23 protein-coding genes and 1 riboswitch are annotated in these 22,560 nt (G+C 46.7%); of the genes, 20 read left to right on the top strand and 3 right to left on the bottom strand.

Annotation, left to right across the window (positions count from 1 at the left end):
• The first annotated feature begins 229 nt into the window (after positions 1 to 229).
• From REC12_RS12655 to REC12_RS12625, 7 genes are all read left to right on the top strand, one after another.
• Positions 230 to 535 carry a (2Fe-2S)-binding protein gene (locus REC12_RS12655; RefSeq protein ID WP_308894952.1) on the top strand — a complete coding sequence of 102 codons (306 nt, stop codon included), beginning with the start codon at positions 230 to 232 and terminating at the stop codon, positions 533 to 535.
• Entirely contained in the window at positions 532 to 1,626 is a 1,095-nt protein-coding gene (locus tag REC12_RS12650) for an NAD(P)/FAD-dependent oxidoreductase (RefSeq protein ID WP_308894950.1), read from the top strand. Before REC12_RS12655 ends, REC12_RS12650 begins: the two co-directional genes overlap by 4 nt.
• Positions 1,620 to 2,123 carry a 4Fe-4S binding protein gene (locus REC12_RS12645; protein ID WP_308894948.1) on the top strand — a complete coding sequence of 168 codons (504 nt, stop codon included), beginning with the start codon at positions 1,620 to 1,622 and terminating at the stop codon, positions 2,121 to 2,123. Before REC12_RS12650 ends, REC12_RS12645 begins: the two co-directional genes overlap by 7 nt.
• Positions 2,113 to 2,400 carry a (2Fe-2S)-binding protein gene (locus REC12_RS12640; RefSeq protein WP_308894946.1) on the top strand — a complete coding sequence of 96 codons (288 nt, stop codon included), beginning with the start codon at positions 2,113 to 2,115 and terminating at the stop codon, positions 2,398 to 2,400. The genes REC12_RS12645 and REC12_RS12640 overlap by 11 nt, the downstream gene beginning before the upstream one ends.
• On the top strand, positions 2,384 to 3,532 hold the full coding sequence (locus REC12_RS12635) for an NAD(P)/FAD-dependent oxidoreductase (RefSeq protein WP_308894944.1): 1,149 nt from the start codon (positions 2,384 to 2,386) through the stop codon (positions 3,530 to 3,532). Before REC12_RS12640 ends, REC12_RS12635 begins: the two co-directional genes overlap by 17 nt.
• 107 nt (positions 3,533 to 3,639) lie before the next feature.
• Positions 3,640 to 5,271, top strand: a complete 1,632-nt coding sequence (gene pruA / locus REC12_RS12630) for an L-glutamate gamma-semialdehyde dehydrogenase (RefSeq protein ID WP_308894943.1) — start codon at positions 3,640 to 3,642, stop codon at positions 5,269 to 5,271.
• Between the two features lie 106 nt (positions 5,272 to 5,377).
• Positions 5,378 to 5,695, top strand: a complete 318-nt coding sequence (locus REC12_RS12625) for a Uma2 family endonuclease (protein ID WP_308894941.1) — start codon at positions 5,378 to 5,380, stop codon at positions 5,693 to 5,695.
• Positions 5,696 to 5,822: 127 nt separating this feature from the next.
• Here the strand turns inward: REC12_RS12625 and REC12_RS26500 are convergent, their stop codons facing one another.
• Together REC12_RS26500 and REC12_RS12620 are read right to left on the bottom strand one after the other, a co-directional pair.
• Positions 5,823 to 5,906 (bottom strand): putative holin-like toxin, encoded by an 84-nt coding sequence (locus REC12_RS26500; RefSeq protein WP_373887467.1) that lies wholly within the window; start codon positions 5,904 to 5,906, stop codon positions 5,823 to 5,825.
• A 373-nt stretch (positions 5,907 to 6,279) separates the two neighbouring features.
• Complete coding sequence (locus REC12_RS12620; protein WP_308894940.1) at positions 6,280 to 8,016, bottom strand: sigma-54 interaction domain-containing protein; 1,737 nt, start codon at positions 8,014 to 8,016, stop codon at positions 6,280 to 6,282.
• 221 nt (positions 8,017 to 8,237) lie between these two features.
• On the opposite strand from REC12_RS12620, the gene REC12_RS12615 reads away from it, so the two are divergent.
• The 8 genes from REC12_RS12615 to REC12_RS12580 all read left to right on the top strand — a co-directional run bounded on the left by REC12_RS12615 (position 8,238) and on the right by REC12_RS12580 (position 16,919).
• The gene (locus REC12_RS12615; RefSeq protein ID WP_308894938.1) at positions 8,238 to 10,208 is read left to right on the top strand and encodes a sensor histidine kinase; all 1,971 of its coding nucleotides are present in this window, start codon (positions 8,238 to 8,240) and stop codon (positions 10,206 to 10,208) included.
• 2 nt (positions 10,209 to 10,210) lie between these two features.
• Entirely contained in the window at positions 10,211 to 11,077 is an 867-nt protein-coding gene (locus REC12_RS12610) for a response regulator (protein ID WP_308894937.1), read from the top strand.
• Between the two features lie 160 nt (positions 11,078 to 11,237).
• On the top strand, positions 11,238 to 11,822 hold the full coding sequence (locus REC12_RS12605; protein WP_374214204.1) for a LytTR family transcriptional regulator DNA-binding domain-containing protein: 585 nt from the start codon (positions 11,238 to 11,240) through the stop codon (positions 11,820 to 11,822).
• A gap of 76 nt (positions 11,823 to 11,898) precedes the next feature.
• Positions 11,899 to 12,083, top strand: a riboswitch (cobalamin riboswitch).
• 129 nt (positions 12,084 to 12,212) lie between these two features.
• The gene (locus REC12_RS12600; RefSeq protein ID WP_308894934.1) at positions 12,213 to 12,401 is read left to right on the top strand and encodes a hypothetical protein; all 189 of its coding nucleotides are present in this window, start codon (positions 12,213 to 12,215) and stop codon (positions 12,399 to 12,401) included.
• A gap of 15 nt (positions 12,402 to 12,416) precedes the next feature.
• Complete coding sequence (locus tag REC12_RS12595) at positions 12,417 to 14,333, top strand: heavy metal translocating P-type ATPase (RefSeq protein WP_308894933.1); 1,917 nt, start codon at positions 12,417 to 12,419, stop codon at positions 14,331 to 14,333.
• Complete coding sequence (locus REC12_RS12590; protein WP_308894930.1) at positions 14,330 to 15,652, top strand: M20/M25/M40 family metallo-hydrolase; 1,323 nt, start codon at positions 14,330 to 14,332, stop codon at positions 15,650 to 15,652. Before REC12_RS12595 ends, REC12_RS12590 begins: the two co-directional genes overlap by 4 nt.
• A 145-nt stretch (positions 15,653 to 15,797) precedes the next feature.
• Positions 15,798 to 16,070 (top strand): metal-sensing transcriptional repressor, encoded by a 273-nt coding sequence (locus tag REC12_RS12585; protein ID WP_308894927.1) that lies wholly within the window; start codon positions 15,798 to 15,800, stop codon positions 16,068 to 16,070.
• Between the two features lie 72 nt (positions 16,071 to 16,142).
• On the top strand, positions 16,143 to 16,919 hold the full coding sequence (locus REC12_RS12580; RefSeq protein ID WP_308894925.1) for a PHP domain-containing protein: 777 nt from the start codon (positions 16,143 to 16,145) through the stop codon (positions 16,917 to 16,919).
• A 144-nt stretch (positions 16,920 to 17,063) separates the two neighbouring features.
• Here the strand turns inward: REC12_RS12580 and REC12_RS12575 are convergent, their stop codons facing one another.
• Positions 17,064 to 17,615 (bottom strand): DoxX family membrane protein, encoded by a 552-nt coding sequence (locus REC12_RS12575; protein WP_308894923.1) that lies wholly within the window; start codon positions 17,613 to 17,615, stop codon positions 17,064 to 17,066.
• 192 nt (positions 17,616 to 17,807) lie between these two features.
• On the opposite strand from REC12_RS12575, the gene REC12_RS12570 reads away from it, so the two are divergent.
• From REC12_RS12570 to REC12_RS12550, 5 genes are all read left to right on the top strand, one after another.
• Complete coding sequence (locus REC12_RS12570; protein WP_308894922.1) at positions 17,808 to 18,188, top strand: carboxymuconolactone decarboxylase family protein; 381 nt, start codon at positions 17,808 to 17,810, stop codon at positions 18,186 to 18,188.
• A gap of 131 nt (positions 18,189 to 18,319) precedes the next feature.
• On the top strand, positions 18,320 to 18,793 hold the full coding sequence (locus REC12_RS12565) for a GNAT family N-acetyltransferase (protein ID WP_308894920.1): 474 nt from the start codon (positions 18,320 to 18,322) through the stop codon (positions 18,791 to 18,793).
• 75 nt (positions 18,794 to 18,868) lie between these two features.
• The gene (locus REC12_RS12560) at positions 18,869 to 19,291 is read left to right on the top strand and encodes a C-GCAxxG-C-C family protein (RefSeq protein ID WP_308894918.1); all 423 of its coding nucleotides are present in this window, start codon (positions 18,869 to 18,871) and stop codon (positions 19,289 to 19,291) included.
• Positions 19,292 to 19,405: 114 nt separating this feature from the next.
• Positions 19,406 to 19,951: a GNAT family N-acetyltransferase gene (locus REC12_RS12555; protein WP_308894917.1), complete on the top strand. Its 546-nt coding sequence runs from the start codon at positions 19,406 to 19,408 to the stop codon at positions 19,949 to 19,951.
• A 1,364-nt stretch (positions 19,952 to 21,315) separates the two neighbouring features.
• Entirely contained in the window at positions 21,316 to 22,545 is a 1,230-nt protein-coding gene (locus REC12_RS12550) for a (Fe-S)-binding protein (RefSeq protein WP_308894915.1), read from the top strand.
• Positions 22,546 to 22,560: the final 15 nt, after the last annotated feature.

Raw genomic sequence — 22,560 nt, 5'->3', positions numbered from 1 at the left:
TTATACTACACTAGCTACTGGCCTGAAATTTGTCAATGGTTAGTTAGGCAGTCATCTTGGAGAACAAGCTGCTTTGCTTATCATGGTTCTATGGCAAGAAAGTTAAGGCTGCGCGGCAGGAAAGAGAAGTAAAACTATAAGAATTATTGCCTGCCACTTAATCTTGGCATGAAAATTGCTATTTATAATTAAACTCTATGGATTTTAGCAACCGGGGAGAGTGAATTTTGTGCGAATTAGTGAACATCCGATTTTGGATTTCCAGCGAGGAGAGGAGATAACCTTCTTCTTTGACGGTCAGGAAATTAAAGGGTATGAAGGCGAGACTATTGCCGCCGCCCTTCATGCCGCAGGGATTAAAGTGTTGGGCCACAGTCCGGCAAAGCACAGGCCGCGGGGACTGTTCTGCGCCATCGGCAATTGTTCTTCCTGCCTGATGATTGTCAATGGGGAACCCAATGTCAGGATCTGTGTGGAAAAGGTTAAACCTGGCATGCAGGTGGAGACTCAGCAAGGAAAGGGGTGCCTGAGTTGAAAGAGGTAGAAATTCTTATTATCGGAGGCGGACCGGCCGGTCTCAGCGCCGCTGCCGCGGCTGCCGGTTTAGGCGCCAATATTCTCCTGCTTGAAAGGGATGACCGGCTCGGCGGACAATTGGTCAAGCAGACCCATAAATTTTTCGGTTCTAAGAAGCAGTATGCCGGTGAGCGCGGTTACCAGATCGGCGATTTGCTGATCGGGCAATGTTCGGCTCAGCCAAAGGTTGAGGTATGGCCGGAAACGACAGTTCTCGGTATTTACGAAGACGGAGTCGTCACGGCCGAAAAAGACGGACAGCACCTGAAAATCAAACCGCAGAAAATCATTGTGGCTACGGGCGCTTCCGAAAAAATGATTGCTTTTCCTAACAACGATCTGCCCGGCATTTACGGCGCAGGCGCTGTCCAAACTCTTATGAATGTGCACGGTATAGTTCCGGGCCGGCGTGTCTTGATGGTCGGCGCTGGAAATATCGGGCTTATCGTCTCTTATCAACTGCTCCAGGCAGGCGTTGAAGTGGCGGCGATTATTGAGGCCGCGCCAACGATCGGCGGGTATTTGGTACATGCTTCGAAAATCCGGCGCGCGGGCGTTCCCATCTTAACCTCGCATACAATTCAGGAAGCCTATGGCCAGGAAAGCGTCGAAGGCGCCAGAATCTGCCGGCTTGACGAGAATTGGCAGGCCGTTGCGGGGAGCGAGCAGGATCTGAAGGTTGATGTCATCTGCCTGGCCGTCGGTCTGAGCCCTTTGACAGAACTTTGTTTCCAGGCGGACTGTGCCATGAACTATATTCCGGAGCTTTCCGGGCACGTGCCCTTGAGGAATGACTATTTGGAAACGACCCGGGCCGGACTCTATGTAGCGGGAGATGTCAGCGGGGTTGAAGAGGCCAGCTCCGCTATGGTGGAAGGGCGCTTGGCCGGTGTGAGCGCCGCTTATAGCCTGGGCTATGGCCAGGATGTGGCTCCGCGGCTGCAAGCGGAAGCTTTGGCAGAGTTAAGCGAGCTGCGCTCCGGTCCCGCCGGACAAAAGACGCTGCAAGGGCTTAAAAAACTGATGGCAAAGGGGGAAGCAGTATGCTGAACAAAACCGGAATTCCCACGGCAGAGGATGTGAAATCTGTTACCCCGTCTCCGGAACGGCTTAAAAAAGGTCCTGTTGCCATTATTGAATGCTTTCAAAAAATCCCCTGCAATCCTTGTACAGAAGCCTGCAAGCAGGGGGCCATTCTGCCCATGGCAGACATTAATGATCTGCCCAAGATGGAGTTTGACAATTGCAACGGCTGCGGACTCTGTCTCAGCCGCTGTCCGGGACTGGCAATCTTCGTGGTGGATGCTTCCTATAGCGCCACTGAAGCCATTGTCAGAATCCCCTATGAATATGTACCCGTGCCGCAAGCCGAGGATGAGGTCGTGGGCATGGACAGAGCCGGTAAAGAGCTGGGCCTGTTTAAGGTGCAAAAGGTTCAGTCCGGCGGAGCGAAAAATAAGACCTACACCGTATGGCTGGTCGTTCCCCAAGAGCTGGCCATGGAAGTGCGCAGTATTCGCTTGGGAGGGGTTAGGCATGCTGGATAAAGAAACGATTGTTTGCCGTTGTGAAGATATAACCTTGGAGGAAATACAATCCTTGATTAAACAAGGTTACCGTACTATTGACGAGATTAAAAGAGTTATCCGGGCCGGAATGGGACCCTGTCAAGGGCGAACCTGCCGGATGCTGATTGCCCAGGAATTGGCCAAGGCCTATGGCATTCCTGTCTCAGAAGTCCTGATGCCCACGTTTCGGCCGACAGTCAAACCGGTGAAACTGGGAACGTTTGCGGGGGGTGAATCACTTGCAGAAAACGGCTGATATCGTGATTATTGGCGGGGGGATTACAGGCTGTGCTTTGGCCTATGAGCTGGCCGTCCGCGGGATGAAGAATATTGTCGTCATTGAAAAGCAGTATCTGGCCTCGGGAGCAACAGGGCGCTGCGGCGCGGGTGTTCGCCAGCAGTGGGGGACGGAAACCAACGCCATTCTTGCCCGCGATAGTGTCAAACGCTTTGAAGGCATGAATGAAGAGCTGAAGTATGATCTGGATATAGAATTTAAGCAGGGCGGATATTTGATGGTTGCCTATACTCCGGGGGAGTGGGAGCAATACAAAAAGAATGTGGCCGTGCAGCACAGCCTGGGGATTCCTACGAAGATGATTTCCCCTCAGGAGGCCAAGGAGATTGTGCCCCATCTGAACACTGAAGGCCTGATCGGCGCCACTTTCTGCCAGACGGACGGACATGCCAATCCCTTTCATGTGGTCGATGCTTACTATAAGGCGGCCCTCAGGTTAGGCGTTAAATTTGAAACCTATACCACGGTGACGGATATCAAAAGAGAAAACGGCAGAGTCACGGGGGTGCGGACTTCCCGCGGGGACATTGACGCGCCGCTGGTGGTTAATGCCTGCGGTTATGCCGCCGGCACCATCTGCAAGATGGTCGGCTTTGATTTGCCCCTTTATCCTCAGCGCCATCAAGCCCTGGTGACTGAACCGGTCGAGCCTTGTCAGGGACCGATGGTCATTTCTCTCCACCATCGTTTATACTGCCAGCAGACGCCTCACGGCAGTTTCATTATGGGCGTGGGAGATCCCAATGAGCCCAAAGATTTTGATATTCATTCCACCTGGGAGTTCTTGGAGGACGTTGCCCGCCAGGCGACTACGGTCTTACCCCTTTTGAAGAACCTCCGTGTCGTCCGTCAGTGGTCGGGCCTTTACGACATGAGTCCTGACGCCAATCCGATTTTTGATCAAATTCCTGAGGCCCAAGGCATGTGGGTGGCTGCCGGCTTCAGCGGCCATGGCTTTATGGTGGGCCCCCAGACGGCCGTCCTCTTAGCTCAGAAAATCCTCGGCCAGGAGTGTTTTATGCCCATTGAGAAATTCAGTGTGGATCGTTTCCGCAGGGGAGAATTATTACTGGAGCCTGCCGTGGTATAATGAGCGGGAGAACGCTGCGCCGGATTTGGAAAACCGGCAAGCCTGAAACCAACGAATATGAGACTTAGAACATACTCTTAGATTTAAGGATATGGGGAGGTTTAAAAATGAACAACGCCTACTTTCAACTCAAGCTTCCGGAGAATGAACTTGTCAAAGGTTACCTGCCGGGATCACCTGAACGAGCCGCTTTAAAGGCCGAACTTGAACGGCAATTAGCCAATCCGGTGGAGATTCCGATGATTATCGGGGGGAAAGAAATTCGTTCCGAGCACAAAGCAACGATGATTTGTCCTCACGATCATCAAAAGGTACTGGGAGAATATTATGTAGCGGGGGAAAAAGAGCTTCTGATGGCTATCGAAGCAGCCGAAGCAGCCAAAGAAGAATGGGAAAATATGCCCTGGGAACACAGAGCGACTATTTTCTTAAAAGCAGCGGACTTGCTGACCGGAAAATACAGGGCCAAAGTGTCCGCCGCTTGTATGCTGGGACAAAGCAAGAATGCCTATCAGTCCGAGATTGATGTGATCTGTGAGCTGGCAGATTTCCTGCGCTTCAATCCCTACTATGTGCAAGAGATCTACAAGCAGCAGCCCCTCAATACGCCCGGCGTCTGGAACCGGGTGGAATACCGCGCCCTTGACGGTTTCGTAGCGGCTATCACGCCTTTCAACTTTACCTCGATCGGCGGCAATCTCTCCACAGCCCCGGCTATGGTCGGCAATACGGTGCTTTGGAAGCCATCGTCAACGGCTGTGCTTTCCAACTATTATTTCATGCAGATCCTCATGGAAGCCGGCTTGCCCGCCGGTGTCATTAACTTCGTGCCTTGTAAAGGCGCCGACTTCGGCAGAGTCGTAGTCAGCCATCCCCAAATGGCCGGTTTCCACTTCACCGGATCGACAGGGGTATTCAATGGAATTTGGGATCAAGTGGGCAAAAATATCGCTAAGTATGTCACTTACCCGCGCCTTGTGGGGGAAACGGGCGGCAAAGACTTTATTTTCGCTCACGAATCGGCCGATATTGAAGCCCTGACTTGTGCTATTGCCCTTGGGGCTTTCGAGTACCAGGGACAAAAATGCTCGGCGGCCTCCCGCGCTTATATTCCCGAGAGCCTTTGGGGCGAGCTGAAAGGACGCCTGGAAGAAGAAATCGGCAAAATCAAGGTGGGGGATGTCCGTGACTTTACCAACCTTATGAACGCCGTGATTGACCGCAATTCCTTCATCAATATAAAAAACTATCTCGATTACGCCAAGAACTCCGACGAAGCGGAAATCATCATTGGCGGCGGCTGCGATGACAGTGTAGGATATTTTGTGGAACCCACTGTGATCTTAGCGAAAACACCGACCTTTAAGACCATGGTGGAAGAAATCTTCGGACCGGTTATGACGATCTACGTCTATCCGAACGACAAGCTGGATGAAACCTTAAAAGCTTGCGACAGCGCGACGATTTACGGGCTGACAGGTGCTGTCTTTGCCCAGGACAGAGCGGCGATCATCAAAATAGCCAAAGCTCTGGACCATGCGGCAGGCAACTTCTACATCAACGACAAGCCTACCGGTGCGGTTGTCGGTCAGCAGCCTTTCGGCGGCAGCCGCGCTTCAGGAACAAATGATAAAGCCGGCAGCGCTATTAACCTCTACCGCTGGATGAGTCAGCGGGCCATCAAAGAGACCTTGGTTCCGCGCACGGTTGTTAATTATCCTTACATGACGGAGAAATAAGCAAACTGCCTGCGGACCGGGTTGGGACTTAGAGCGCATTTCAGCATTGCTTCCGCAAATCGGCTATGGTATGATTTGGGAAAATGCTGGAGTGGTGAGGTGTAATATGGAGAAGGCTCGTAACCCCAAGGAATTTTACACCTACAAAGAGTATCGGCAGTGGCCGGAAGACGAGCGCTGGGAAATAATTGACGGTATCCCTTTCAATTTGACCCTGGCGCCGTCCCCAAATCATCAGCGGGTATTGGGAGAACTTTTTTCCGCCTTCAAACTTTATCTTAAGGGAAAGCATTGTGAAGTCTTTGTCGCTCCTTTTGAAAAAAGCGTTTGCAATCATCAGTACTATACGGCATCTCTAATACTAAAAGAAAAAACACCTGCAGGTGTTTTCTTTTGGACAAAACTATCAATAGTGATATTTTGAATCAATATGTGATATAATATAAGCAAAAGGAGCCATGCTGCTAACATGACTCCAATGTAACAGCCGCTTGAAGAGCGGTTGGCTTTAATAAGGGACGGAATAGACCGAACCTTTGTGCAGAGGCGGTCTATTTCCGTTTATGGAAAGAAAGTATCAGCACAACCAGTGTCGCAAATGAAATCATCAGCGTCAAAGTTTGGTATACTTCCATGACATCACCTCCCTTCGGAGGAATGCCGGCCGCCCTGCAAGCCTTATCTTGTTACAAAATTTATTATAGCATACAAACACTCTAAATAGGGTGTTTTTCTTTTGGTCAAAAACTATCAATAGTGATGCTTTGAATCAATATTGGTATAATTGCCAAGGTAGTGTTTCCAAGGCCGGCAAATATTTTATTGAAAAAATAGTATAAATTTATTGTGCTATTATTGGTTGCGCCCAGCCGGTGGCGTTATCCTTAAGGCTTTTCATCCTTCTTGAGTTCTCATTAAAAAGGATTGGGGCTCCTCATATAGGGAATTTGTCTGCGTTTTTTGGATTATGTGCTCAATAATTGGTCTGGTCAGTGGCGCTATCTTCGCCTAATCTAAATTGTACTGTCGGAGTCTATTGTAGAGAGTTCCGCGGGAAATGCCCAGAAGTTCCGCTGCCGCGGATTTATTGCCGTGGGTTTTCTCCAGGGCGGCAAAAATCTGATCAAGCTGCTGGGGGTTGTGGAACTGCTTGGGGTTGACCAGCAGCGGGGAAGTGATGGACTTAGAGAGGTGAAGAGGTTCAATTTTAGAACGCTGCAGGGCCAGAGGTAGGTATTGGGTTTCAATGATCCCTTCATCCGCCAGGACTGCCAAGCGTTCCGTGACATTGTGGAGTTCTCTGACGTTGCCCGGCCAGTGATAGTTCAGAAAAGCTACCATAACGGCGGGGTCCAGGGCGGGCAGAGATTTATGGTACTTGAGAGCGGATTCCTGTAAAAAAGCTTGAACCAGTTCTGGGATATCCTCTGTCCGTTCGCGGAGGGGCGGAACTTCCAGGGTTATGACATTGAGACGATAATACAGGTCTTCGCGAAAATCTCCCGCTTGCATCATTTTTTCCAAATCACGGTTTGTCGCGGCTATGATACGGGTGTTGACGGTAATTGGCTCCGTACCGCCCAGCCGGTAAAAGCAGCGGTCCTGAAGAACGCGCAGAAGTTTGACCTGAAGACTTAAGGGCAGCTCTCCAACTTCGTCTAAGAAAAGGGTTCCTCCATGGGCAAGCTCCAGCTTACCTGGTTTGCCCTTTCTTTCTGCGCCGGTAAAAGCTCCGGCACGGTAGCCAAAAAGTTCGCTTTCAAAAAGAGCCGGCGGGATAGCGCCGCAGTTGAGAGCTATTAACGGCTTGTTAGCCCTGGGGCCGGCCATGTGAATTGCCTGGGCAAATAACTCCTTGCCCACGCCGCTTTCCCCTGTAATCAGGACGGTAGCCTCGCTGGAGGATATTTTGCGGGCCACAGATATTGTATGGCGAATGGATTTCCCTTTGCCGATGATCTTGCCGAAAGGATCGTCGGGAAGGGAAATTTTTTTCTGGAGGTTGCGCAATTCGGAACTGGTATTGGATAATTTTTCATTAAGCTTGACAATTTGCGTGATATCCTGCTCGCAGGATATGGCACCGAGGATATCCCCCTCATAGATGACCGGGGAAGCGTTGATTAAGACATGAGTTCCCGGACGAGGGCTGTGGTAGGATTGGCGGACAGGATGCCCTTCATCTAAAATTTTCAGTGTTGTCAAAGCTTCCTGTTCGAAAAAATTAGCAATAGGCTGGCCGAGAATGTTTTGCTGCGGAATGGAATAGATTTCCTGGGCCATGGTATTCCAATGACTTACAGTTCCTTCTTTGCTGACGACAGCCACGGCCTCGTTGACCGTGTCAAGCAGAGTTTGAAAAAAGGAGTTCATAATTTCGCAATGCCGCAGGAGCTTGGAGATGAAAAGAGCCGGTGAGATGATTCCCGCCACGTTTTGCTCCTTGTCCAGGACCACGACCGGACGCCAATCTCCCAGGTGCTGCTGGTAAAAAGCAAGGGCTTTCGTATCGGCGGAAGCCAATAGGGCGGGTTCCCAAGGCAATTGCTCCGGGGATGGCGGGGCGGGAGGTGAAGCGGAGGGCGCCTTTTTTAAATCCCGGATAAGGACTTCGCTGGGTCGATCATCCTGGATTAAGACAAGATGATAGGTATTGCTTAAGGCGGAAATGTCCGTGAGCTTTGGTCTGTCTTTAAAGACTTTAACATTTCTGTCCATGAGATCACTAAGGAATAAAGGGTTCAAAATTCATCCCTCCCTTACTCCTAAACTAACACAATAAAAAGGGGTTGTCACTACCTTCCGGCAACGCTTGAAGAGCAGCGAGCAATGTTGCGAGAGCGTCTTGATTAGAACAAGCAGATAAATTAGACTATACTCATGTGGATTGAGGCCTATTTCCCCGGCCTACAAATTTTTCCTGGCTGAACTTAAAGATGATTCTGTTCAGGAGTTGGTAATTAAACTTGAATTCTATAACAAATTTAAAGCCAATAAGAAAAACTTTAAACAAAGGTACCAGGAAAATCCTGGACAACGCCGGATCAAAGTGGCGAATTACTTTTGTCATAATTTGTACCGCTTTCATGCTTTTGGCCATTGACCTGATGTATTCACCGGGCTCAGAGCTGGTTGACAATGGCAGGGCCTATTTGTCGGGGGTGGATTTTGCGTCCAACAAATTGGTGACCTTGGACGGTCATTGGGAGTTTTATTGGGGCCGCTTATTAACTCCTCAGGATTTTAAGTCGGGAAACCCGCCGCAAGCGGATGCCTATATGAAAGTGCCGGGTGTCTGGCAAGACCGGGAAGCAGGCAAAACGTATCCCCCTCATGGGGTTGCCACCTATCGCTTGGCTTTGCATTTACCCTCAACCTTAAAAGATCCTGCTATCCATCTTCAACACGTGTCGGATGCTTATACTCTCTATGCCAACGGCCGGCTTATTGCGGAAGTTGGCAAGGTATCTGAGAGCGTTTCCGACTTCCGAGATGATGAAAAATCCCTTATTTTAGATTTACCCAAGGATACGCAGGATCTTGAACTGGTTTTTCAAGTGGCTAATTGGAAATATAATGGTGCCGGAGGACTTCGTCAAAGTCCGGTAATTGGCTCAAAGCAGGTACTGGAACGGCAAAGAATGATGCTGTTTGTACTACAGGTACTTTTTATTGGGAGCATTTTTATTTTTGCCGTTTATTATTTCCTGCTCTTTCTTTTGCAGACAAAAAATAAAAGCGCTTTACTTTTCAGCCTGTTTTGTCTTATCACAGTCCTGCGTTCCCTGATATGGGGTGAAGCACCTCTGGTAATTTTTTTTCCGGATGTTTCTTTCGATGCCAGGTTATTTATTAATTATCTCACAGGGAATAATCTGATCCCCATCATGATCTTGTTTGTGCTTAGTATGTTTCCTCGTGAATACCCAAAAACCATATCTGCTTTAGCGTTGCTGCCGACGCTGTTTTTTGATGCGCTGCTGGTGACACCGCCTTCTTTTATCTCGACATTTACCAAATACATGTACATTCTGGTTTTTCTGCAATTAATTTATTTACTGTGTATTCTCATCAAGGCGATATTCAGTCGAAAGGAACACGCAATAGTAATGTTTATGGCTATTTGCGTCTTTGCTTTATCGATTAGCGCAGATATCTTATACTACATAGGGGTTGGAAGTATAACTTTATCCTATATGTTTTTGTTTGGCAATTTTGCCGTTATTGTCGCTATGTCCTTTATCCAGGCCAGACAACAGGCCAATATCTATAAAAAACTTGTTGTGTACAATGAAAAGCTGGTTGAAGCGGACAAACTGAAAGACAAAATAATGGCCACAGAATGGTCGTTTTTACAAGCGCAGATTAAACCGCATTTCCTTTACAATGCTTTTAACGCCATTGCTAATGTCTGCGAAAAGGATGGAAAAAAAGCTGCTAAGCTCATTTTAGACTTAGCAATCTATTTAAGGGGAAGTCTTGAATTTAACAATCTGGACAAAATGGTGACGATAGAAAAAGAACTGGAATTTGTCGACACCTATTTTAACATTGAACAAGCGCGCTTTGGACCCAAAATACATCTGGCGAAGGAGATTGCCATAGCTTTAGATTGCCAAATTCCTGGGTTCATCCTCCAGCCTTTAGTGGAAAATGCAGTGCGGCACGGTATTTCTAAAAAACCGGGAGAAGGAACAGTTTCTATAAGAATGAAACAGGATAGCGCAGGTATCTGCATAGAAGTTGAAGATGACGGTATGGGCATTGACAGCGCAAAGCTTGCACTGCTTTTAAGTGGAGAAAAAAAAGGACAGGGCGTTGGTCTCCTTAATATCCACTACCGGCTTCTCAGACTGTATGGCAGAGGGCTTACTATCAGCAGCGAAGTGGGGTGCGGTACTTGTGTGCAAATAGTGATACCGGAAGAGAGGGAATAAGCGTGATACGGATTGCGGCAGTGGATGATGAAAGCCATGTTTTGGAAAGATTCGAAAGAATGTTGTTGGATGTTACGGAACTTAAGTTGTGCGGCCTGTTTAGAACTGGAGAACAGTTATTAGCTTATTTAAAACAGCATCCTTTGGATGCCGTTTTCGTAGATATTGAAATGCCGGGCCTTAATGGTCTTCAGCTTTCTGAGCAGATATTGGATCTGAATGAAACGATAGATATAATTTTCGTGACAGCCTTTAATCAATATGCGGTCGAGGCTTTTGAACTCCAGGCGATGGATTATATTATGAAGCCTTTAACAGAAGAAAGACTGAGGAAAACTGTCAAGCGCTTATTGAAAACCAAAAGTGCGGTTAGCCGGCCGGAAAAGCCTTTTATTCAATGCTTCGGTGACTTCGAAGTTTTCCTGAGAGGGGAAGCCTTGGTCTGGAAAAACTCCAAGGCTAAGGAAATATTAGCTTTTTTGGTACACAAAAAAGGCGTGCCGGTAAACTGGGAAAAAATAAGTGCTGCCGTATGGCCGGACTATGATTCCGAACGGGCCCAAACAAACTTTCATGCCACTACTTATTTACTGCGCAAACGATTGGCTGAAGTAGGGCTGTCTTCAATACTTGGAAACGGCCGCGGAAATTATAGAGTCATGCCAGACCAAGTCAACTGTGACTTTTACCAACTGGAAGACTTGGTCGAAAGCAAGCAAATAAACGGTCAGGAAGGTTTGCGCTTACTGGAACAGTTGCAGCAAAAAGGATATCTGGAAGGGAGCGGATATGCCTGGGCTTATGCAAAGGCTGCCGAGCTCGATGGAATAGGCAGAAGAGTAAGGCAGGATTTGCTGAAAAGCAGATAAAATTTTTTGCTTATCGTCATATTGGGATAGGAGCGTGGAACCCTGATATAAGGCTCACCTTGAAGTGTCTCATAGGACAATTATCCTCTGAGGCACTTCTCATTTAGGGTTCATTTAGGGTCGATGTTTTATGATACAGCTAGAGGGTATTTAGCCAAATATCTTTTTAATACGAAACTCCGATTGGTATTTCGGCAAAGGGAGGAGATTTATTATTTTTACAATAGCAAGAAAATCTGGTGAGTATGTTGTAATTGGCGAAAATATTGTTGTAAAAGTAATAAGTAATGATAAAGAAGAACTGCAATTAGCGATTGAGGCACCGAAAGGCATAAATATTAAACCAGGGGAAATGAGCAAAGCTGCGCAGCAATCAGTGAGCTCCCTGAATGATAAAGAGGATATAAGGCAGGTAATTGATCAGATTGCCGTATGGAAGGAAAACAGCATTGTCCTAATCGATCCTGCGATGATCTTATATTTTACCATGGATAAAAAAAGGGTGCTAATCTATACGAACTACGGTATTTTTGAAAGCAATAACTCGCTGGAGTATCTGGAAGGCAGGCTGTCCAACAGGGGTTTTTTTAGATGCCATAAGAGTTTTGTCATAAATATGGATCATGTTGATAAAATAGTACCGTGGTTCAATTCCACATATTTGGTGAATTTGAAAGCGGCAGCGGAACCAATTCCTGTCAGCAGACATTATGCCAAGAGACTGAGAAGTTTGTTAAACATCTGAGACGAGCTGACAGAATCTTTTTATAAGATAAATTGTTTATGCTATGCAAACTATTAGGTCCGTGCTACAATTAATTTAATTGCATAGGGGTGTTGAGTAATTCTTTCCGAGGAAAGAACGAAAGGGAAGTCAGTTGAAGCTGACGCGGCTCCCGCCACTGTAAAAGGGAGTTAACTCACATGGTGTCACTGGGTGGACCCGGGAAGACGTGAGTTGATGAGGAACTTGAGCCAGGAGACCTGCTCACACCAAAATCTGGTATACCTACGGGATGTTAGGGAGGTGGATGCTTATAGGGACTATTGGCTGCTTCTCAGGCGAATAGTTTTTATTTTGACTCAAATATCCCCCTAGGGGGGATAAAGTGAAATTAGGAGGAGGTTTTTGATCATGCATGAAGGAGACCATGGAATTTTAGATAAATTAATAAATCAGGCGGCAAATAAATATGATCAAAGAAGCAGTCGCAATCACAGTCATGATGCCCACCAAAACGACGGCACAACCCTCAAAATTGTGGTCGGCGTTATTGTGGTGATCGCCATCGTTGGAGTCTTGATCTGGAAAATGCACGCTTAAGAGAGGGAATCTAAAATGAGAGTTTCCTACCTACTGATGAAATACCGGAAATTTTTCTTTCCCGGAATCTTGTTGTTTTTCATTATAGCCGCCGCCCTTTCAGGCCGAGAAAATGGGCTGGGGTTTAATTTGGCCGTTATTCCGCTCATACTTGGGGGAGGCTTTATTACCTGGTCGACGCTGGTCACCATGATCGAAAAGCGAAAAATAACGGCCGGTTTGCTGATTATATTCGCCCTCATCGGGACAACGTATGTCGGGGAATATCTGGCCGGAGCGATTGTCGCCTTTATGATGGTCGCCGGAGAATTCCTGGAGGATATTACCTTGGACCGCACGCGCGACGCCGTGCGCGAATTGATTCAATTATCCCCGGATACGGCCTGGGTCCGCCGCCATGAGGAGTACATCTCAGTTCCTCTGGAAGAAGTGCTTGTCGGAGAAAAGGTTTTAGTCAAACCCGGGGAGCGCATTCCGGTTGACGGGGTTATTTTATCCGGGCAGGCCGTTATCAATGAGGCCTCGATTACGGGAGAATCTTTGCCGCGGGAAAAAACAAGCGGGGCAAAGGTTTTTGCCGGGACAATCAATCAGAGCGGAGCCTTTGAGCTGCAGACTGAGAAGATCGGCAGTCAGACCACTTTGGGAAAAATTATTCAGGTAGTGTATGAAGCACAGGAAAATAAGGGGAGTACGCAAAGAACGGCGGATCAGTTTGCCAAATATTTTACTCCGGTTATTTTAGGAATCTGTGCTTTGGTTTGGCTATTTACTCAGGACCTGCTGCGAGTGATGTCGGTTCTGGTCATTGCCTGCCCCTGTGCTCTGGTTTTGGCGACGCCGACAGCCGTTGTGGCGAGTATCGGCAATGCCGCAAAGCGCGGAGCCCTGATTAAGGGCGGCATTACTTTGGAGTCTGCCGGCCGGGTGACTGCCGTTTGCTTAGACAAGACCGGGACTCTAACCTCAGGCCATCCTCAGGTCATAGAGCTTCAAACCTTCGCCTCCTATACGCAGGAGGAGGTCCTTTTTACGGCGGCCCTCGCCGAAAAACGCTCAGAACACCCGCTGGCCGAGGCAATTATGAAAGAAGCGGGGAGAAAAAAGCTTTCCGTTCCGGAACCGGAGGAATTCCAGGCTGTTTTTGGCCGCGGGGTCTACTGTCAATATGAAGGTGCCGCAATTGAGGTCGGCAATCGGCGCAGTCTGGAACAAGTGGCAGACACCGGCAACAAAGCGGCAGCCCAGGCATTTCTGGACAGACAAGAGGAGCAAGGGCGAACGGTACTGCTGGTGCTGAAAAACGGGGAGGTTGTCGGCGGCATCGCCATTGCGGATACTCTGCGGGAACAAGCCCCGGGGGTAGTTGAAGACGTAAGGAAATCCGGTGTCGAGAGGATAATTATGCTTACCGGCGACAATGAAAAGTCAGCCGCCGCGATCAGCCGGCAAGCCGGCATCAGCGAATACCAGGCCAATTTGTTGCCCGAAGAAAAGCTGGAGTTCATCAGATCTCTGCAGCAAGCAGGAGAAGTCGTAGCGATGGTCGGCGACGGCATTAATGATGCTCCCGCTCTCACTCTTGCCGATGTAGGAATCGCCATGGGAGCGGCAGGAGCGGATGTGGCGATTGAATCGGCCGATATGGCTTTCATGGCGGACGATTTGCGCATGCTGCCTTTTACCCTGGGCTTAAGCCGCCGGGCTTTGAAAATCATCAAACAGAATATCTGGGTCTTCGCCGTGGGTGTAAATCTTGTGGGCATTACTCTGGCCACCTCCGGCTTCCTCTCTCCGATCGCCGCGGCTGTTGTGCATAATGTTGCTTCTCTCTTTGTGGTTTTGAACTCCGCCCGGATGCTTACCTATAAGTTGGACAATTCCGCCTCGGAAACTTCCTCCCTCTCTCAGCCGGCAGAATCCGCCCTATGAGCGGGGGATCAGTGCAGGAACCGGAAACGGAAGCGGATATCAATTGGGATGATGTCAAGCAGGAGATGGTGCATTATTTGCAGCGGCTGCTCCAAATTGACACTTCGTCAAGCCGCCATCGGGAAACTGTGGCGGCTCACTATCTGCGGACCGTGTTGACAGCCAATGGCTTGCCGGCCACAGTCAGAGAACCGATTTCCGGCAAAGGTTCCTTGATTTGCCGCCTGCCGGGTAAGGTGCCGAATCAGGCTTTGCTGCTGCTCTCGCATCTTGATGTCGCTCCGGCGGGCAATGTGTCCGCCTGGCGTCACCTTCCCTTTAGCGGGGATAGGGATTCCGGGGAGGTTTGGGGCCGGGGGGCCATTGACTGTAAAGGTCTGGCAGTTGTCTGGCTGATGCTTGTCTTGCTGATCCGGCGCAAAAGGATTCCTTTGCAAAGAGGCTTGGTTTTTGCCGCAACGGCTGACGAAGAAGCGGGAGGGAGATGGGGGGTGGATTGGCTTTTAAAATCTACCGACGATTTCCGGGAATGCCGCTATGCCTTAAATGAAGGAGGAGGTTTTTCCTTTCACCGCAAAAGAGGGGACGTCTATACCTGCCAATATGCTGAAAAAGGGCATTTGGTCTTGGACTGTCAAATGAAGGCGGAGGGTTCAGGCAATCTTTGCTTCAACTTTCCTTCCCGGCAACTCGGCCCGCAGAATCCTGACCTTATGCAGCCCATGCTGCAGGCTTTATGGCGAATTCACCACCTGCCCAGGGCTTTGGAGTCATTATTTTCTTGCCGGGGGAAACTGGCCCTCTTAAAGAGATTTTCCAACTTGCCTTTAGATTACGAGGCCTTGCTGAATAATATATTTGAAGCAGAGTCCTTGCCCCCGGCGGAGGACGGCTCTTGCGTCCTTCGTCTTCACATACGTATGCTGCCTGGAGAATCAGGGCAGGAATGGCAAGAAAAAATTTTTCAACTGCGCCTGATTGATCCGCAATATCTAACGGATACCCGGATAGTATCCTGCAGCGAACCGAGCAATTCTCCGCTGGACACGCCGCTGTATCGCGGCATTGTTTCGGCTATGCGTGGCCGGGGCGAGCAGACTATAGAACTGCTGCCCTTTATTACTCCGGGCTCAACGGACAGCGGGCTTTTAAGAAAGAAAGGAATCAGTTCCTACGGTTTTTTCCCTACGCCTCCGGAGACGGATATTCGCCTGATTCACAGGGCAAATGAGCGCATTTCGGAAGACGCTTTGCTCTTTGCCCTGCGGCGATTACACAAAATTGTAACCCGGTTTGTTACTGGCGGGGATTTTGCCTGATCTTAAACAGCTGTTTCAGCCACTTCGTTGGGGCAGAAACAGCTGCTTGTTCTTCGAATTATAACAATTGAGCATTGGCTTTCCTAATCTTCCATTTGGTATAATAAGTTCAAATGGGAATTGCGTTGGGAGGTTAGGCCGGCAAATGGATTCCAATCATAAACACCAGAGAAGCGTTATTAACCGTTTGGCGCGTATTGAAGGTCATGTCCGCTCAATTAAGGAAATGGCCGAGCATGATCGGGACTGCGGCGAGCTGCTGATCCAGATTGCGGCGGCCCGGGCGGCGCTGGACAACGTCGGAAAATTAATTCTCAAGGATCATTTACACGACTGTGTCATAGAAGGCGTAGAGTCAGGAAATAAAGAGAAGGTCTTAGCCGATTTGGAAGAGGCACTGAATAAGTTTATTCGTTAATTTTCCTGGGTTGGTTGCTCCCTATAATAAAAGGTGACCATATGGAAAAGAACTTGCAAAGGAGACGCCACCGTGATTGATGGTCATGTTCATTTAGAACGGGGTCCTTATACCATAGAATGGCTTGAGCGTTTTGTTGATGCGGCAAGGCAACGCGGCATAAATAGTTTATATCTCCTCGAACATTCTCACCGCTTTATAGAATCCAGGAGTATATATAGTGATATCAATCCTGACAGTTATTTCGGCAAATGGCTGGAGACAAGGCTAAAGGTTCCTTTGAAAGAATATATTAATTTCATTGAGATTGCGCGTACCTTAAAGTATCCGATTAAAATTCAGTTTGGGCTGGAAGTCTGCTATTTTGAGCAACATGAAGAAGAAATACACAAGCTGACTCGCTGTTATCCGTTTGATTTTATAACGGGTTCCGTCCATTATATTGACGGCTGGGCTTTTGACCACAAACCTGAACATTGGTATGGGCGCGATGTTGATGCAACATATGGACGTTACTATGAAATTATGGGTAATCTAATAAAATCCCGGCTTTTTGACATATTGGCCCACCCTGATTCAATTAAATGTTTTGGCAACTATCCATCTGGCGACTTGACAGAAACATACCAAAAAATTGCCGGTCTGCTGGTTAAATCGGGTGTAAAAGCCGAACAAAGTGCAGGACTCCATTTGAACTACAAGCATTCAAGGCTTGGAATGAATGAGACCATGTTACAAATATTCCAAAATGCCGGTGTTGAGATAATTACTGCCTCAGATGCTCATCGCCCCGAAGATGTAGGTATGTATATTAAGGAAATAGAGCAAACACTGAAAAATACGTTTTAGAATAGGTCCATTATCCCCATTCCCAGGCTCCCAAGGGTAATATGAAAATTTAACTCCCCGCTTTGCCAAAGAAGCCCTCTATCCTCAAAAAAGCATCGTATACTTCAGAAAAGTATACGATGCTCTAACTAACTTTAAATAAACTCAGGCGGCAATTCTTTTGCCTACGGGTTCTTGTTGACCTTTTTTAAAAGCCAAATATCCGCTAAGACCAATTAACTCAAAGTATTTGGCGAAATTCATAACGATGACGTCTGTCCAGATATAGCCAAAATTATTGGCGGAACCGGAAGTGATAAACTGTACATTCAGGAAGAGCCCGAGAAGAGCAACCCATAATAGTCTAAAACCAATTATCATGCCAACGCCAACGATAATCTCACAAATAGGAACTAAGAAATCGGTTACACTGGGCATTCCGTTAAAGATATGGATTGCAACCCATGACCACAATTTATTGATATAAAGAGGGTCAAAGCCATGTGCCTTGGGCGGGAGCATGTTGGCAGCCATTCCGGCAATCAGTTTGGCAGAGTGACCTCCTTGGAAGTTAAACCAGCCTGATGTAGCTTTTTCCCAACCGGCACTGACCCAAGACCAGCCATATATGATTCTTGCTGCTGTTAAGATAAATAGTAAAAGAGTTTTTTTCCAATCCTTTAATTCAGCTTTCACTGCGTTAATGTAAGAGTTCATTACTATAACCTCCTCTTTGTAAGCAATAAGTTCTTTCTGATAATTATTCTAACATAGTAGCAAGAGGAAAACAATAGTAATTAAGAATAATTGCAAAATAATATTAAAGTTAGGCTTGGCAAAAATAACTTACACCGAATGTTTGGACGGCGCAGGTCAGGATTACGGAATTATCACGTGGGGTGACTGTAAGTGGAAAAGAACAAAGACATATTAAGATATTACAGAGAGGAACTCAAATGGGAACCTCCTTTTGCAGATATCTTAGCGAAGTATTCGCCGGATGCCCTGGAAGGTTATTTCACTATGCGCAAATCAATCCAGGATGGAGAATTACCTAGAAAAACAGCGGAATTAATCTTTACGATATTGGACTCGTTGGATAATGAGGTAAGTGGAGCTAAGGCACATGCCGTGGCTGCCGTTGAAGCGGGGCTAACTGTAGGGGAGTTGGTGGAGGCTTTCAACATTGTTACGATCGTGAAAGGGATTAATGTCCTCTGTAAAACAGGTATTGATGCCATTATGGCTGCTGAAGAAAGATTTAATGAGATAAAAAAGCAAGCAAAATAGCTTTAACATGTTCTAGAAGCGGCCTCATATAGAATGTTATAAGAATTTATGCTTAAACATGCGCGGCATAACTGCAACAACATCTCCGGAAGCGTTGGGATCTAGAGCTGAAAAGATTATGGAGGTTTATTATGGTTAGATTGGAAAAGATGAGCAAACATGATTTCCATGATTATTTACCGAATGCTATTGCTGAGTATGCAAATCAAAAAGTTAAAGCAGGGACTTGGCGGGAAAAGGAAGCGCTTAACTTGTCGAAAGAATCCTTTGCGAAACTACTACCGAATGGTGTAAATACGGAAAACCACTACCTCTTTTCAATTATTGAACCTATTAATCAGATAAAGATTGGTTATTTGTGGTTTCAATGTTTCGATAGCTTGGCAGCTAAAACGGCATTTATCAACGATTTCTATATTTTTGAGGAGTTCCGCGGCAAAGGGTACGGGACACAAGCTATGGAAGCGTTAGATGCCGAAGTGAGAAAGCTTCAAGTTAGTAAGATTACATTACATGTTTTTTCCCATAATAAACGGGCTATTGCCTTGTACCAAAAAGCTGGTTTTGAGGATACCGACTTAATTATGGCCAAATATGTGCGGTAAATGTAGGAGTCAAAACCGCCGGGAGCATTGAGTGTAGAGGGGATATAACTATAAAAAGAGAGAGTTGAGCATGAGATGCAATTTGACGAGTATATCAATGAACGGGTTCACAGTCTATATTGGAATGATGATATAAACTGTGCTACGACAATGATTAAGATACTTGCGGAGATTTTCAAAGCAGATTTGTGCTCACAAATTATTGAAGCGGCAATTGGCATGCATGGGGCTGGTAAATATGGTGCTCAGTGCGGACTGATTGAAGGGGCGTTAATGTTTCTTGGAATTTTCGGAAGGCAAAGAGACCTCAGAAATGAGGAAATAGTAAGTATGTGCTATGATTTAGCAAAGAAGTTTGAAGAAGAGTTTGGCAGCCTAAACTGCAAAACTTTACGGTCACAGGGATTTAAACCTGATAATCCGCCGCACTTATGCGAGGAGCTAACAAAAAAGGCAATTGCTTTCACACAAAATTATCTCGGCTCAGCAATCGCATAAATCTTAATTGGTACACTTCGCTGCACTGCCTTAAAACCGGTGCTGCTGATTTACCCGCTCCTTGGGGAAGTGCCCTGGCAAACTACTTCAGTGAGTTATAAAGGAGGGATGGACATGACTCGAATAGAAACGCTGGAGACGGACCGATTATTTATAAGAGAGTTGGATTATAAAGATTTCGACGATATCCATAGGATAAAGTCAAATGAAGAAGTTGTGCGATATATTACATGGGGGCCAAATGATGAGATACAAACAAGAAAAGCTTTGGATAAACAAATTGGCTTTCAGGAAGATTTAGATAGAACAAAATATGTTTTAGGCATAGTTCTCAAATCAATAGATCAACTTATTGGCAATGGCCTTATGAGTATCAAAGATAATGAGACCGGAGAAATTGGCTATTTTTTTCATCCTGAATACTGGGGAAAAGGTTTTGGCACGGAAACTGGCAGGGCATTAATCAAATTTGGTTTTGCGAAGCTTAACTTACATAGAATCATTGCTATGTGCGATGTGGAAAATGCCGCTTCAATAAAAATACTTAAAAAACTTGGTATGAGGCAGGAAGGACATTTTATTAAAGATCAAAAGATCAGAGGAGTTTGGCGTGACAATTTACTATTTGCGCTTATACGAGAAGAATATCAGTATATATAGGCTGTACAGTTGGGATTTTCGGACCACATCATCGGCAGTAAGAAAGTGTCCATACAAGCTCATAGGCAATAAATAAAGCATAGAAGGAGAGATGGCTAATTTAAAGGGTATTTTTACAAATAGGATGATGGAATAATAAGGGGCTGAGGATATAGATGTGCAAGCTGAAATGCCGTAGATGTAGGCAAAATAAGAGCAAGGCAAATGGGGTACTTTGGGCACGTTGGCGTTGCTTTATTGCCGGTGTGTTTCAGGCTTAGAATTTGCTGGTGAAAGAATAGTCAATGCCTTGGTTGAGAAGATAACGTTCTCATCCCAAGGCATTTTTTTGTACTATCGAAAAATATAAACTTGCTTATATACCTTCCAAGTATCAGAGCAACTGGGCAGACCCATGCGCTAAGAGTGTCCCTTCTCGCCATCTTTGGCTTCGGGCCCCTTGATACCCATGTCCGGCGCTTCTCCGCTCTGCTAACCCCTGCGCAGACAGTGTCTTTGGGCGCCGGCCAAGTTTTCTTTAGCCTCAAGATGTATCCGGCGGGAAGGAATTTGCTGATCGGCAATTAAACAAAGCGAAGGATATAAATGATCTGCCGGCTCGGGACTGTAGTGAGAACTGAAGCCGGCGATTTTTGTGCCAGGAAAGCAGCACTCAATAATAGTAATTGACATATGTTCAAAAGAAACTATAATTAAAATTGAAAAGGGCATATGTCGATAACCAAAAGGAGGTAATTCGCTGCCAGGAAGAAATGGAGCAGGTCCAATACTATTTCCTGAAAATTGAGGTTGAGGAGAGAAGCAAAGAGCGAAAATTGCAAGCAAGGTGGCAATATTTGCAGCAATGATTGTGCTGAAAGGAAGGAGAGGTCAACGGATTTTTCCGCCAAGCTACATAAACTGAGCAGTATCAAAAAAGTGATTGGCATCGTGAGCGGTATTCCAATCGGTCCCGGTTGATGGCCTGATAAATTGCCATGAAGACCATGAACTATTTGGCGGTAGTCCTATTGCTGAAATCACTCAAAAACTCAACCTAAATCCGCAGGCTCTGTTCGGCACGAGTATCAGCATCATGATGCATGTGAACATTGTAATAAGGACCCGGGTATTTGGAAGGAGGATAACCATGGAAGACTTCATAATGCCGGTTGCACTGCCCCCGGCAGCCCGGACATTGATCGGCACTGACAAAATATTATACGTTTAGTTGACCGGCGGTAACCATATTAATTTATAGTTGCCGTTTTTTGGCTTGCCCAACAGCCTTCCAGTGAAAGTGTTTAAGCCCTGAGTAAAGCCGATGTCATGGACAAGGACCATTGCCCTGCGAATCTTAATGAAATGTCGGAGGTAAGCGCAATATGAGAGAACCCATCAGATTTAAAAGTCTGGATCCAACCTTACGGGATGAAATGGCGGTCTTATTGCATAGCTATGATTTTTCTAATTGTCTGACCTGTGGTATGTGTACGGCCGGCTGTGTCTATAGTAATTTGCATGAGGATCAAGATCCGCGGAAATTCATCCACAAAGTAGTCCTGGGTATGCGGGAAGAAGCGGAAAATGATCCCTTCATCTGGAATTGTACAATGTGTAACCGCTGTACCGTGGAATGTCCGATGGGCGTGAATATAAACGCGCTTGCGAGGGCTTTTCGAGGAAAAGTGGCCAATCCGCCCGGCTATTTGCAAGTAATCGCTAATGACCATCTGCGAACAGGCAACCAGATGGGCGTTGAAGAAATTGATTATCTTGAGACATTGGAATGGATCGAAGAAATGATGCAGAAGGACCTGAACGATCCGACGTATAAGATTCCTTTAGATGTGCCTAATGCCGATTTCTTCTTTGGGTTTAATGCCCGGGAGATCAAACATTATCCGGCTGATTTGCAAAGTATTTTAAATGTTTTCCACGCGGCTAAAGCAAACTTTACGCTCAGCTCAAAACGTTGGGATGCCACAAATATCTGTTTGTTCACCGGTAAAGACGATGAATTTGCGGCAATTTCCCGCCCCTTGTTTGAAGAAGTTGAGAGGCTAAACCCTAAGGAAATTATTGTCACGGAATGCGGACATGCTTTCCGCTCAACCAGAGTGTTTGGGCGTGATTATTGGCAGGGGAAACAGTTCCCTGTTCGCCATATAGTCGAGTTATATGCCGATTGGATTAAAGACGGCAGGCTAAAGTTAGATAAGACTAGAAACACAATTCCGGTAACCTTGCATGATCCTTGCAATATGGTGCGCAAAGAAGGGATTGTTGAGCCTCAGCGCTATGTGCTGAGTAATACGGTCATGGATTTCCGCGAAATGTATCCTAACAGGAACTATAATTTTTGTTGTGGAGCCGGCGGAGGTGCGGGCGCCGTCGCTGAAACGAAAGAAATGCGTATGGTCAAAGCGAAACCGAAAGTCGACCAATTAGTCGCTACCGGTGCGAAAATTGGCTGTATTCCCTGCCATAACTGTATGGACCAGTTTGTGGATATGAATAAGCATTACAAACTTGGCATGAAAATGATGCATCTCACGGCCTTAGTAGAAATTGCTTTAGGTTTAGTAGATGAGGAGAAGCAATTTTTTCACTGAATTAGTTTAACCATC

The sequence above is a fragment of the Candidatus Desulfosporosinus nitrosoreducens genome, from assembly GCF_030954495.1.
In the GTDB taxonomy this organism is placed as follows: domain Bacteria; phylum Bacillota; class Desulfitobacteriia; order Desulfitobacteriales; family Desulfitobacteriaceae; genus Desulfosporosinus; species Desulfosporosinus nitrosoreducens.
The sequence above is the reverse complement of the archived record's forward strand: the minus strand, read 5'-3'. Positions and strand labels throughout refer to the sequence as shown.

Coding starts and splice junctions, on each gene's coding strand:
- REC12_RS12645 (WP_308894948.1), top strand. CDS start 1,620: ATGCTGAACAAAACCGGAATTCCCACGGCAGAGGATGTGAAATCTGTT.
- REC12_RS12640 (WP_308894946.1), top strand. CDS start 2,113: ATGCTGGATAAAGAAACGATTGTTTGCCGTTGTGAAGATATAACCTTG.
- pruA (WP_308894943.1), top strand. CDS start 3,640: ATGAACAACGCCTACTTTCAACTCAAGCTTCCGGAGAATGAACTTGTC.
- REC12_RS12625 (WP_308894941.1), top strand. CDS start 5,378: ATGGAGAAGGCTCGTAACCCCAAGGAATTTTACACCTACAAAGAGTAT.
- REC12_RS26500 (WP_373887467.1), bottom strand. CDS start 5,906: ATGGAAGTATACCAAACTTTGACGCTGATGATTTCATTTGCGACACTG.
- REC12_RS12600 (WP_308894934.1), top strand. CDS start 12,213: ATGCATGAAGGAGACCATGGAATTTTAGATAAATTAATAAATCAGGCG.
- REC12_RS12595 (WP_308894933.1), top strand. CDS start 12,417: ATGAGAGTTTCCTACCTACTGATGAAATACCGGAAATTTTTCTTTCCC.
- REC12_RS12590 (WP_308894930.1), top strand. CDS start 14,330: ATGAGCGGGGGATCAGTGCAGGAACCGGAAACGGAAGCGGATATCAAT.
- REC12_RS12585 (WP_308894927.1), top strand. CDS start 15,798: ATGGATTCCAATCATAAACACCAGAGAAGCGTTATTAACCGTTTGGCG.
- REC12_RS12575 (WP_308894923.1), bottom strand. CDS start 17,615: ATGAACTCTTACATTAACGCAGTGAAAGCTGAATTAAAGGATTGGAAA.
- REC12_RS12565 (WP_308894920.1), top strand. CDS start 18,320: ATGGTTAGATTGGAAAAGATGAGCAAACATGATTTCCATGATTATTTA.
- REC12_RS12560 (WP_308894918.1), top strand. CDS start 18,869: ATGCAATTTGACGAGTATATCAATGAACGGGTTCACAGTCTATATTGG.
- REC12_RS12555 (WP_308894917.1), top strand. CDS start 19,406: ATGACTCGAATAGAAACGCTGGAGACGGACCGATTATTTATAAGAGAG.
- REC12_RS12550 (WP_308894915.1), top strand. CDS start 21,316: ATGAGAGAACCCATCAGATTTAAAAGTCTGGATCCAACCTTACGGGAT.